The following is a 14810-nucleotide window of genomic DNA, read 5'->3' on the forward strand; positions in this document are numbered from 1 at the left end:
AAAATTAATTAGATACATGAGAAATCTAACATATATAAAATCAAAACTAACAAGGTATACTTGTTTAGTTCTATTCACCGTTTTTAGTACCTTAACTATTAGTGCACAAGTCTCACCACAAGAACGCCAAGCATTAATAGACTTATACAATGCTACCAATGGTGATAATTGGTCTAATAACAGAGTAGGTGATAGACCATGGGAGATTAATGATCCAAACTCTCCGGTAAGTGATTGGCATGGAGTTGGTGTAACCAACGATCAGGTAATAAGTGTAAGCTTAATGGGAAATAACCTTGTAGGATCCATTCCAAGAAGTATTAAAGATTTGATTCATCTTACATCTCTCAGATTAGATACTAATAAATTAACTGGAAATATACCCGCAGAATTAGGGCAGTTAACTAAGCTTGAAACACTTCATTTATTTAGAAATGAATTGACGGGTAATATACCGATTCAATTAGGACAATTATTATCATTAAATACACTTTCATTAAATAACAATCAACTAACTGGGCAAATACCCACTGAACTTGGAAACCTAATAAACTTAAGATTTCTGGCCCTACATGTTAATGAGTTGATAGGAACTATTCCTAGTCAATTTGGTCAACTTTCAAACTTAGAAACTTTAGGTTTGAATAATAATAATTTGACAGGAAACATTCCTAGAGAGTTAGGGAATTTAGAGAAGTTAGTTTATCTAGTTGTCAATAACAATCAGTTAACGGGAGAAATACCTACAGAATTAAGCTCACTAGTAAACTTAAAAGAATTACACCTAGAAAATAATAAATTTACAGGAACTATACCGCAAGGGTTTGATGGATTAATAAGCTTAGAAAAGTTTTACTTAGTAGGTAATAACCTTAACGGCAAGATTCCCGATTTAACAAATTTACCTAATCTTTCAACATTTTGGATTCAAAACAATCAATTTGTTTTCTCAGATTTTGAATCAGAGTTTAATAATTACAAACTGAAATTAGGAAATAGGTTTTTTTATACCCCACAAGCCAAAATAGATGTAGAAGAAACGAGAACTGTTGCTGAAGGTGAATCTATTGTTTTGTTAGGTAGTATAGCTATTGGCCCAAATGACACTGTGCAATGGTATAAGGATGGAGTACCTATTCCGGATGTTCCGGGAAAATTAGTTTTAGGTAATATTACCGAGGCAGATGCGGGAGTATATTATTTTACCATAACTAATAGTATTGTCACAGGTCTTACTCTACAGCGCAATAATATCATATTAAATGTAACACCTGCGGTTGATACATGTGGTGTATCTGCTTCTGAGAAACAAGCGTTAATTGATTTGTTTAATAGCACTAATGGTCCCAATTGGGCTAATCCTTGGGATTTAAATACGCCTGTTTGTGATTGGGCTGGAGTAACAGTCGAAAATGGGAAAGTAGTTAAACTTTACCTTTTTGGAGGTGGAGTGGCGGGTCCTCTTCCAAATTCAATTGGGGATTTAGTAAATCTGACCTCTCTGACCATTACTAGAAGCTATGGTTTGACCGGGACTATCCCTTCAACCATTGGTAATTTAACTAATTTAACCTCTCTAGATCTGGGAGGTAACTTATTGACAGGAGATGTTCCAGCATCTTTGGGTAATTTAACATCCCTTACATATTTAAACCTGGCAATAAATAAACTTGATGGTGCTATACCCACAGAACTTGGAAATCTAGTAGGCTTAACACAATTAGGGTTGACTAGGAATGCCTTAACCGGAACAATTCCTGCGTCAATAAGTAATCTTGTTAACTTGACATCTCTTAATTTAAGTTTAAATCAGTTAACAGGACCAATCCCTCCAGAGTTAGGAACTATGACTAATCTGACTAGTTTAAGTCTTGAGCGTAATCTGATAACTGGTTCAATACCTACAGAAATTGGTTCGATGACCAACTTAACGGGTCTAAACCTTTTTCAGAATCAGCTTACCGGTGCAATTCCTCCGGAACTTGGTAATCTTCAGAATTTAATTAGTTTGAGTTTAGAGAGAAACTTATTGACTGGGCCTATTCCTGGTGAGCTGGGTAATCTATCTAATTTAGAGAGTTTATATCTGGGTTCTAATCAATTAACCGATATCGCTCCGGAATTAGGAAATTTAACCAAGCTTAAAACTTTAGTACTCTATATTAATCAGATAACGAGCTCAATCCCTAAAGAATTAGGAAATTTAATAAATTTAGAAACCTTTACTGTAGAGAGAAATGCTATTACCGGTACAATACCCATTGAACTGGGGAATTTAACTAAGCTGAAATCGTTAACTTTAACTAGAAATCAATTAACAGGCTCTATTCCAGAGGGCATAGGTCAATTACCAAACCTTCAAAGTTTAGGAGTTGCATACAATAATATATCCGGGAAGGTTCCTTCTGGTTTAGCTAATCTTACTTCTAGTGGTATTCTTACAGGTCTAGGTTTAGAAAGAAACAACTTTGTTTTTAATGATTTTGAGTCCGAGTATACCACTTATAATACCGGATTAACAACTTTTAATTATTTACTACAAGGAAAAGTAGATCAAACAGAAACACTATCTGTTGCAGAAAATGGTAGTATTACTTTAACAAGTACTGCACTTACTAGTACAAACAATAGTTACCAATGGTTTAAGGATGGTGTCGCCATTCCTGGAGCTACAAGTAAAGATTTAGTAATCACTAACGCTGCTACTACTGATGCAGGAGTATATCACTTTATAGCAACCAATAGTGTGGTTACTGATTTAACACTAGAACGTAATCCGATTACGTTAACCGTTACTCCGGATTTATGTGGAGTTTCTGCAGCAGAAAAGCAAGCATTGATTGATTTATATAACAGTACTGATGGTGCTAATTGGAGGGTAAATACTAACTGGCTGACAGATGCACCTGTTTGTGATTGGGCAGGAGTTGGGGTTGAAAATGGTAAAGTAGTAAGATTATACTTTTTGGATAATGCTCTTAACGGAGAATTACCTGCATCTATTGGTGATCTGGTAAATCTTACATCTATAGTTATAGCACGACATGGTCGATTGACAGGTAGTATTCCGAATACCATTGGTAATTGGACCAATATAAAAGCTATTGATCTTAATTCTAATAAGCTTTCTGGAGAAATACCTACTGAATTGGGTACTTTATCAGGATTAGAAAGTATTAATTTAGGAAGAAATAGTCTTACAGGAGTGATTCCATCGTCTTTAGGTGATTTATCCAATTTGACGGGAATGACTTTGGAAAGTAATAGATTGTCAGGTTCTATACCTGTATCATTGGCTAATTTGTCCAAGCTGACAGGTCTTAGTCTTTTTGAAAATGCTTTGACCGGAGAGATTCCTTCAGAATTGGGGAATTTAGTTAACCTCGAAGGTTTAAATTTGGCAAGAAATGGTCTTAGTGGCAGTATCCCAGCATCCTTAGGTTCTTTGACTAAGTTACAGAGATTATTCTTAAATGCAAATCAATTAACAGGTTCTATTCCTTCAGAGTTAGGTAACTTATCTCAGTTAACCTATCTTAATATGTTTAGAAATGGATTAAGTGGAAGTATTCCTGATTCTTTAGGGCAGCTTGCTAATTTAACATTTTTATCCATTGAAGAAAATAGAGTTACAGGAGAAATACCCTCTACATTTGGGAACTTATCTAATTTGGTAACGCTCTATTTGTCAACGAATCAATTATCGGGTTCGATCCCATCATCTTTAGGAGATTTACCACAATTAGCTACTTTAGGATTAGCTCGTAATAAGCTTTCTGGGATTATCCCAAATGGTTTTGCTATATCAGCTACTAATGATGTTTTTAATTCTTTTGGGTTTAGCACCAATAATTTTGTGTTTAGTGATTTCGAATCTGATTTTATTGTTTTAAAGAATAATTTAACTGGATTTTCTTATTTAGAACAGGGTAGAGTAGATGAAGTAGAAACATTATCTGTTGTTCCGGGAGGTAGTATTACACTAACCAGTACAGCGCTTACCAGTCCAAATAATAACTATCAATGGTTTAAAAATGGTGTAGCCATTGCAGGAGCTACAAGTAAGGATTTAATAATAAGTAATGCTACAGATGCAGATGCAGGAACCTACTATTTTACAGCTACAAACTCAGTAATTACTGATTTAACATTGCAACGTAACACCATCACATTAACAGTAGATTGTGGTGTTTCTGCTTCTGAGAAACAAGCTTTGGTTGATTTATATAATAGCACCAATGGTCCTAACTGGACACGTAATACGAATTGGTTAACAGATGCTCCTGTTTGTGATTGGCAAGGAGTGGTGGTGACAAATGGAAAAGTTACAGGGTTGAGTTTGGCACTTAATGGAGTAGCCGGTCCATTACCTAATACGTTTAGCGACTTAATACATTTAGAAACTGTTACTTTCGAACGAAATGGATTGACAGGGACTATTCCACCATCCATCGGCACAATGACAGCCTTGAAATTCTTTCATGTAGGATCTAATCAGTTAACTGGTGAGATACCTCCATCATTAGGTAACTTGACAAATCTATATGCGCTAAGCCTTTATAGTAATGGACTTACAGGCTCAATTCCTTCAGAATTAGGGAATTTGGTAAACCTTGAATTTTTGAACCTATTTAGTAATAGGTTAACGGGAACCGTACCCGCTTCTTTAGGTAGTTTACCTAAACTTAAAACCTTAATGTTATACATTAATAGTTTAGAAGGGCCTTTACCTGCTGAGTTAGGAAACCTATCTACACTAGAAAATTTACATTTTGAAAGAAATAAAATCACGGGGCCTATACCTGCTTCTTTTGGAAATTTAACTTCTTTAAAAGAATTAAATCTAGGTAACAACTCACTGAGTGGAACAATACCATCAGAGTTAGGGAATTTATCCAATTTGATTGGTTTACGTCTTTTCTGGAATAGATTAGAAGGAGAGATTCCTTTAGAGTTAAGTAATATACCTAATCTGGAAGTAATTAGTTTGAGTAGGAATACACTTTCAGGTTCCTTACCTTCTTCTATAGGAACAATAAGCTCGTTAAAGATTTTAGATGTAAGAACAAATAATCTTTCAGGAGAGATTCTAGAATCCATTGGTCAATTGCCAAACTTAACATATCTTGGATTGGCACAAAATAATTTTTCCGGAAGCATACCATCGGGATTGGCTGTACTGGCATCATCTGATATTTTGAACAATCTTACTTTTAGCACTAATAATTTCGTGTTTAGTGATTTTGAGGCAGAGTTTCAAATTTATAAAGACAATATAACAACATTAGTTTATAGTCCCCAAGCTAAAGTAGACCAAGCAGAAACCCTTTCTGTTACAGAAAATGGTACAATTACACTAACAAGTACAGCATTAACAAGTGTTAACAACTCTTACCAATGGTTTAAGGATGGCGTAGCGATTACTGGAGCTACTAATAAAGATTTAGTAATTGCAAATGCTACTACTACGGATGCAGGAGTTTACCATTTTACCGCTACCAATAGTGTAGTGACGGATCTTACATTAGAGCGTAATCCGATTACTTTAACAGTTACTCCAGATTTATGCGGTGTTTCTGCTGCTGAGAGGCAAGCTTTAATTGATTTGTTTAATAGTACTGATGGATTAAACTGGACTAACAATACCAATTGGTTAACGGACGCACCAGTATGCGATTGGTTTGGAGTGACAGTAGTTGATGGTAAGGTAACTGAGCTTGCATTATTCAATAATAATTTGAGTGGAACTCTTACTGATTCTATTGGAGATATAATACATCTTGAAATTTTATTTCTGAATGGAAATCCAAATTTAGGAGGGACAATACCTAGAACGATTGGAAACTTAACATTGTTACAACGTTTTCAGATTACCGGGGATAATTTCAGTGGCACCATTCCAACTGAGATTGGTCAACTAACTTCCTTGTCAATTTTGTATTTAGGTAATAATAACCTGAGTGGTGAAATTCCGGAATCAATAGGAAATTTAACAAATTTAAGAGAGTTGTTCTTAGATCAGAATAATTTGGAAGGATCAATACCTAATAGTTTTGGTGCTCAAATGATAAATTTAAATACAGTATATCTATACAATAACAATCTTAGCGGAGCATTACCTGTTGGTTTAACTCAAGTTCCAAATTTGTCAGTATTGCGAATGCAAAGAAATCAAATTAGCAGTATTCCTCCCGAAATTGGTAACATGAAAAAACTTACTCAGCTATTCATAAGTGATAACTTATTAGCTGGAACGATCCCTAATGAAATAGGAGGATTACAAAGTCTGCAGGTAATATATCTTGATAATAACAACTTAGAAGGTAAAGTGCCAGAAGCTTTTGGAAATATTACTAGCTTAAGAATACTTGGATTGGGTAACAATAACCTAGAAGGAAAAATTCCAGTACAAATATCTCAGATCCCTAGTTTAGTGTCTTTATCTATATGGGATAATAATTTTGTATTCTCAGATTTCGAGGATGAACATAATGTTTACACAACTTATGATCTTTACAGATACTCTCCACAAGCCAAAGTAGACCAAACAGAAACGCTTTCTGTTACAGAAAATGGTACAATTACGCTTACAAGTACAGCATTAACTAGTGTTAATAATAGCTATCAATGGTTTAAGGATGGTGTCGCCATTCCTGGAGCTACTAGTAAAGATTTTGTAATTGCTAATGCTTCCACCACAGATGCTGGAGTATATCACTTCACAGCTACCAATAGTGTGGTAACTGATCTTACTTTGGAACGTAATCCGATAACATTGACTGTTACTGAACCTATATGTCAGGTATCAGCCGCAGAAAAGCAAGCGTTATGGGATTTGTATTTAGCTACTAATGGACAGAACTGGACAAATACTCAAGCTAATAACAAACCATGGGATTTGAATATACCTGTATGTGATTGGTTAGGGGTTACTGTAGTAAGCAATAGAGTAACTAAACTTCAAATAGGAGGTAATAATTTGATAGGAACCTTACCGGCTAGTATTGGGGATTTAATTCATCTTACGGCAATGACTATCAATGGTAATCCAGGATTAATAGGCAGTATTCCTAATGAAATAGGAAATTTAGTTAATTTAGAAGGGCTTTTATTATATAGAAATGCTCTTTCTGGTAGTATTCCATTGACCATTGGTTCATTGAGTGAGCTTACCTTTTTAGGGTTATTTCAGAACAATCTTACTGGTTCGATTCCTAAAGAAATTGGCAATCTATCAAAACTACATACCTTATATGCAGAGAGAAATCAATTAAGTGGAAGTATACCTCCAGAATTAGGGTCATTAAATTCTCTAATAAATTTACATCTTTTTACAAACCAATTAACAGGAGATATCCCTTCAGAATTAGGTCAGCTTAGTGTGTTATCAAATTTTAATTTATCTGATAACAAATTGTCAGGTAGTATTCCGGTTGAATTGGCTAATATGACTTCTTTAGGTAGTTTAAATCTTAGTACTAATGAATTATCAGGAACTATTCCTGCAGAATTAAGTGGTCTATCAAACCTAAAAGTACTAGCCTTGTCAAATAATAATTTTACAGGGAGTATACCTCAAGAATTAAGCACCTTGCTTAACCTGGAAAGTTTGTATTTGGCTAATAACGAATTTGAAGGTAGTATACCTCCTGAGTTTATCAATTTTGTTAATTTTAAAATACTTGAAATTCAGGATAATAAATTCATTTTCTCCAACTTCGAAGCAGAATTTAATGCGTATCAAGCAAAATTAGGAACAAAGTTTAAATACGCTCCTCAAGCTAAAGTAGACCAAACAGAAACCCTTTCTGTCATTGAAAACGGTACTATAACATTAACCAGTACAGCATTAACTAGTACCAACAACAGTTATCAGTGGTTTAAAGATGGCGTAGCCATTCCTAGCGCAACTAGTAAAGACTTAGTTATTGCTGATGTGGCTGCTACTGATGCTGGAGTGTATCATTTTATCACTACCAATAGTGTTGTGACTGGTCTTACTTTAGAGCGTAATCCCATAACTTTAACTATTACCCCAGATACTTGTGGTGTATCAGCATCAGAACGACAAGCATTATGGGATCTGTATGTGTCAACTAATGGACAGAATTGGACCAACACACAGGCTAATAATCAGCCTTGGGATCTTAGTATTTCAGTATGTGATTGGTATGGGGTAACAGTGGTGAATGGAGAAGTTATAGGATTAAACCTAGAAAATAATGCTTTACTAGGAACAATTCTAGCTTCTATAAGTAACGTATTACATCTTACCTCTTTGGATTTAGGTGAAAATAACATTACGGGACAAATCCCATCTTCTATGGGAGCTTTATTAGAACTTACTTCTTTGTCATTAGATAACAATAATTTGAGTGGTTTGATTCCACCAGCATTAGGAAGTTTGTCAAATCTGACACTGATGGATCTTAGCAATAACAATTTGCAAGGGCCTATTCCAATTGCCTTCTGTAATTTGTCTAATGCCACAATCCTTGACTTATCTAATAACCAATTATCAGGAAGTATTCCAAAAGAATTAGGAATTCTTACTAAGCTAGTTCGACTGGACTTAAGAAATAATAGTTTTTCAGGAACTATACCTTCTCAATTGACAGCATTATCTAATCTGGAATTTTTAGGATTAAGTAATAACCAATTGTCAGGATTTATTCCATTTACAGTTAGCGAGTTCTCAAGATTAGAAGAGTTCGTTTTAGAAAACAATAACTTCATATTTTCTAATTTCGAAAGTAGGCACCCTGGATATGTTCAGAATCTTAACGTAGCATATCAGTATAGTCCTCAAGCTAAGACTGATGTTGTAGAAACTAAGACCGTAACTACCAATGGTAGTATTACGCTGACGACAGTATTATCTAGCGAAAACAATAGCTATCAGTGGTTTAAAGATGGCACGGCTATTACAGGAGCAACTTCGAGAACATATGTAATCCAAAATGCAACTTTAGCAGATGCCGGAGTCTATCATTTTACGGCAACAAATAGTGTAATTGCCGGATTGACATTAGAGCGTCATCCAATTACATTAACGGTTGAAGAAACTTGTAATGTTGCCGCTACGGAACGTCAGGCATTAATTGATTTGTATAATGCCACTGGTGGAGCAAACTGGACCAATAACCAGGCCAATAACCAACCTTGGTTAATCAATGACCCCGCATCTAAGGTATGTGATTGGTTTGGAGTGTTTGTTCAAGATGGCCGAGTAACCCAGCTTAACCTAAGACAAAATAGTCTTAATGGAACGTTACCTGACATTTTTACAAGTTTACCCTCATTGTTAAGGGTAAACTTTGATGGGAACCAATTAAGCGGAATGGCTCCAGCTTCATTGAATATACCTCAAGACATGGATGTTTTATTGATTAACAATAATGAATACATCTTTTCTGATCTGGAAGCAGAGTTTGCGAACTATCAATCAAAGTTTACAGGAGTATTTAGTTATGAACCTCAAGCTAAAGTAGATACTGAAGCTACACAAGCTATTGCATTTGGAGGAACAATTACATTAACAAGTACACAATTAACTAGTGTTAATAATCAATATCAGTGGTATAAAAATGGGTTACCTATTGTTGGAGCCACTAATAAAGATCTTGTAATTACTAATGCTACACAGGATGATGCGGGTATGTATTTCTTTGAAGCAACCAATACAGTGGTGACTGGATTAACCTTGGTACGTAATCCAATCAGTGTAGAAGTACGTGCAGAAGGAGATACTTGTGGAGTATCTGATGCCGAAAAACAAGTCTTAATTGATTTGTATAACAGTACAGATGGGCCTAATTGGAAGAATAACACTAATTGGTTAACTGATACCCCAGTGTGTGATTGGTATGGGATAAATGTGATTGGGGAGAAATTAGTTGCCATAGATTTGTTTAGCAATAATTTGAAAGGGTTTATTCCCAATTCAATTAAAAATTTAATTGACTTGAGTACCTTAGGCTTACATGCTAATAGTTTAGAAGGCGACATTCCTGCTAGTATTGGTGAACTGAAAAATTTAAGATATTTATATCTTCATTTTAATAATTTATCAGGAAATATACCATCCTCTTTACAAGGATTATCTAATATACTTAAACTTAATTTATCTAATAATACATTAACAGGAGGTATACCAAAAGAAATAGGCAGTCTTCCATATTTAAATGAATTAGCGTTAAATGACAACCAACTTGATGGCGAAATACCATTAGAGATAGGGAGTTTAGAAAACTTACAATATCTATATGTTTATAATAATTTACTTACTGGTACTATACCTTCTGAAATAGGGCAGCTCGAAAGACTAATAAGGTTTAATGTTTTTAATAATCAGCTAACAGGTCAAATACCGGTTGATTTGAAAAACTTATTAAGCTTAAAACAACTTGGCTTGTCTAAAAATAAACTTTCTGGTAATATTCCAAGTGAATTATCAGAGATCAGTAGTTTAGAATTAATAGCAGTTGATGATAACTTACTTTCTGGCGACATTCCTTTAGAATTCTTGGGAATGCCAAATTTATTACAATTAAGGTTCTTCAATAATGAATTTGTGTTTTCTAATATTGAAGTTGAATTTAATAATTATCAAACTAAGTTAGGAAATAACTTTAAATATAGTCCACAATCCAATGTAGATGAAACGGAAACTAAAACAATAATTTCTGGTCAATCAATTACCTTAACGAGTACAGCTTTGACAAGTCCTAATAATAACTATCAATGGTATAAAAATGGTGTTGCTATAACGGGAGCAACTAATAAAGATTATATAATAGAAAATGCTTCTAGTACAGATGCCGGAGAATATATTTTTAGAGCCACTAATAGTATCGTTACTGGTTTAACACTAGAACGTAATCCTATTACTCTAGAAGTATTGCCTGCAGGAGCATGTAAGGTTTCTGATGCAGATCGCCAAGTATTAATTGATTTCTATCAAACCACAAATGGTGATAATTGGGCCAATACTACTAATGTTAATCAGCCTTGGCTAATTAACAATCCAGAATCCAAAGTTTGTAATTGGTATGGAGTAACGGTAAGTGCAGATTATAAAATTGAAAGCATACGGCTACCTAATAACAATCTAAGAGGAGAGATTCCTGCTTCATTAGAAGTATTGGATGATCTTAAAATCTTAGACCTGGCGCAAAATAATATGATCGGTGAGATTCCAGTAAGCTTGGGTAATATGCCAAACTTACAAACCCTAAACCTTAGAGAAAATGTATTAGTTGGTGCCATTCCTGAAGCGATAGGAAACTTAACAAGCTTACAGACCTTAGATTTAGGATTGAATAGATTCTCTTCTGTAATTCCGACTACAATTGGTGGGTTACAAAATCTTAAATACTTAGATTTAAGTGTAAATAAACTAGAAGGAACAATACCTGATGGATTATATACCATAGCTCCTTTACAAACGATCAAGTTGCAAGAGAATAATCTTAGAGGAGGAGTTTCTGATGCAATTGGTAATTTATCACAATTGGAAGTGTTCTGGTTATCTCAGAATAACTTTTCTGGAAGTATTCCGGCTAGCATAGCAACAATTCCGGGATTATATAGCGTACATCTGGACTTCAACTCTTTTGGAGGTGATTTACCATTGTTGATTCCAAACTTTGCTGTTGCGAATACAGATGTTCAGATCAATAATAACCGTTTTGTATTCAGTGATTTTGAACCTGAGCACCCAGGTTATCGAGATAATCTAACAAACTACACTTATATCCCTCAGGCTAGAGTGGATCGTACAGAAACTATCATTGTGGAATTAGGTGGAACAGCAAGGTTATTTACAGACGATCTTACCAGTACCAACAATACTTATCGTTGGTTTAAAGATGGAGAATTTTTAATTGAAACTACGTTACGTGAGATTCCTATTAATAATATCACTGAAGCAGATTTAGGTACCTATTATTTTACAGCAACTAATAGCACTATAGAAGGATTGACTTTAGAGCGTAATAGGATTATACTTAAACTAGAGGATATAATTAATCCTCCGGGTGGAGGTTGTGATGTATTGGAAGGAATTGCTGATGGAAGTTTTGAGAGCTGCAGCGGTATAGCAAGAACGGGTAATGATGAGGTGCAATATAATTTTGATTGTGACACTTGGACTAGCTTTAATATAGTTCGTCCAGACGCCTGGTTAACTCCGGTAAATCCTTCTAGTGATATTATTAGTGATAACCTTATCCCTTCACCTGATGGAGGTGTCTTCATTGGCGTTCCGGCTAATAACATACCTACAAGATCTGGAAATTTTGGAGTTGAACTTCCTAATTTAGAAATAGGAAGCACATATAAAGTTACATTTTATCAGGCTGTAGGTAGAAAATATTTAGATACTGAAGTCATCAATAATACTTACGGTTTATGGAAAGTGAGATTAAATTCTACAGAATCGTATAAAAAGTCAACTGCGATTAGAACAGAGGAAAATGTAAATTGGACTCAGGAGAGTATTGAGTTTGTGGCAACAGACGTATCTGGAAGATTAGAGTTTTTGGCAGATCTGGAATATTTAGGAACTGAATATGCCCCTGTTTATTTACTTATAGACGGTATCAAAGTAATTAAAGTTGATGGAGACTGTGGAGGAGGAACCCCTGTGGTACAATCCTTCTGTGTTTCAGCAGACAACTATCCTACTATTGACGATTTATCATCTCCATTTACAGGTAACTCCATTGCTTGGTTCGAAAATGAAACAGGAGGATCACCATTGGCTTCGGATATTGAGATTTTAGAAACAGTAACTATATGGGCAGAAGAAAATGCATCTCAACCAAGAATTGCGGTTAGAGTTGTTATAGATGAAGGGATTACGGGATATGATTTAATCGAATTAAACTATCAAGAGTTTTTAATTTCTACTAGTCCTACTATAAGTGATTTACAACCTCAGGATAATACTATTCGTTGGTTTGATGCGCGTTCCGGAGGAACGGAATTATCTCCTGGATTAGCACTAGAGGATGGAAAGAAATATTATGGACAGAAAGTAGATGGTGCTTGTCGATTTGAAGTAGGAGTATTTGTAGGTGTCTATGAACCAGAAGGTGATGGATGGCAATCTTTCTGTGCTTCAGAGGATGCTACTGTTGCTGATTTGGAAGAAAGATATACCATATCAGACAATCATGAATTGGTATGGTATAAAGAAGAAACGGGTGGTGCCACCTATTCTTTGGATGAAGGATTGGTTGATAATGGAGTATATTACTTAACTCAAAAAGATGTTTTAGGTAATGAAAGCGCAAGAAAGCGTATTGTTGTCTCCATTTTTGACGTTCCGGCACCATATGTAGCGGATAGAATTCAAACATTTTATACTAATGAGCCTGTTTATGTTTCAGACTTAGTAGCAATTGGTAGTAACATTGTATGGTATGATGCTGCTTTTGAAGGAACAGCATACAGCCCATCAGAACAACTAATTGATGGCGTTACCTATTATGCAGCGCAAGCAGAAACTGGTTGTTCGCCAGGTGATATTGGGTGTTGTTCAAGTACTCAGCGTGAAGAGGTTATCGTTAGGATTACAGATGAATTACCTCCGTCATTAGTGGGATGTATACGTTTTCGCCCTCAGCCTGGAGCAAGATATGTGATTAGTGCATGGGTTCGTGAAGATGGTTTACAAGCTATTAATCCTATGACTAGAAACTTCAGTGAAGTTAGTGATGTATTCGTAGACTTACTTAATCATATTCTAAAAGATAAAGTATTAGCATCATTACCAGAAGAAAGACATATTCCTGAAGTTTATATTCCTAAGGCTGATACAAGAGAGTTTGATGTATTGGTACCATTTTTAGCTAATACAGAAGATAAAAACTTAACCATTTATAACTTTGAATATATAAAGGAGAAACAAGATGGTAACGGTGCTGATAAAACGATAGGATTTAGTTTTGCTTTGTCTCCAGAATCAAATGCAACCAGATTTGAGTACAGAACCCCAAAAGTGAAGTTAGATTTTCCAAGTGACTATAACAGTTATGATGGTGATGCTTCATATAGGTATCCTCTACTAGGAAATCCAGAATTAAAACTAAGTTTCAAAACAGCTAACATATGTGGTAGTAAACTTTGTATCACTTCTTCTTTTGAAATTTCGGGACAAACTGTAGAGACAGTAACAGAGCAAGCAGTAGACCGCCTTCCTTTTGGACAGATTGTATATTTTGATATCGAAAGGAGAGTAGATGTAAATATTTCTTACAATAATCAGAATTTGAGTAATGATAGTAACTCAGCTTCATTGCTTAATGATCAAATTACTATGTACGACTATGTTTCTGATCCTACGTATCAAGTAATGGATTATGCAAATTCTCTACTTAAGTTGAGATATAGAAATAGTGATGGTGTCGATATTCCTTTGGAAACTCGTAAAGTAGAATTCAGACCTAAAGGAGCTATCATTGATGGATGGCAACGAGTTTCGGCTGACTTTACAATTCCATTAGAAGCTACGAATATGGTTATCTCTTTAGAAAGCAATCTTCAGAATGATGCTTCAGCCTTATTGAATGTATATTTTGATGATATACGTATGCACCCATTTGATGGTAATATGAAAACCTTTGTATACGATCCAATTACACAAAGGTTGCAATCAGAGCTAGATGAAAATAACTATGCGACTTTCTATGAATATGATCAGGAAGGCGGTCTGATACGTGTTAAAAAAGAAACCGAACGAGGAGTCTTTACAATTCAGGAAACACGTTCTGGTAATTCTAAACTTAATAACGCACAGGAATAAT

At 34.9% G+C, this 14810-nt stretch carries 1 protein-coding gene; it reads left to right on the forward strand.

The annotated features are described in order from the left end of the window. Positions 1-16: 16 nt before the first annotated feature. Entirely contained in the window at positions 17-14809 is a 14793-nt protein-coding gene (locus J8M14_RS03435; RefSeq protein WP_211073098.1) for a leucine-rich repeat domain-containing protein, read from the forward strand. Position 14810 lies beyond the last annotated feature (1 nt).

This window comes from Aquimarina sp. MMG016, assembly GCF_018100805.1.
Classification (GTDB): Bacteria; Bacteroidota; Bacteroidia; order Flavobacteriales; family Flavobacteriaceae; genus Aquimarina.

Excerpts from the sequence above, each read along its gene's own strand:
- J8M14_RS03435 (WP_211073098.1), top strand. The coding sequence starts at position 17 with ATGAGAAATCTAACATATATAAAATCAAAACTAACAAGGTATACTTGT.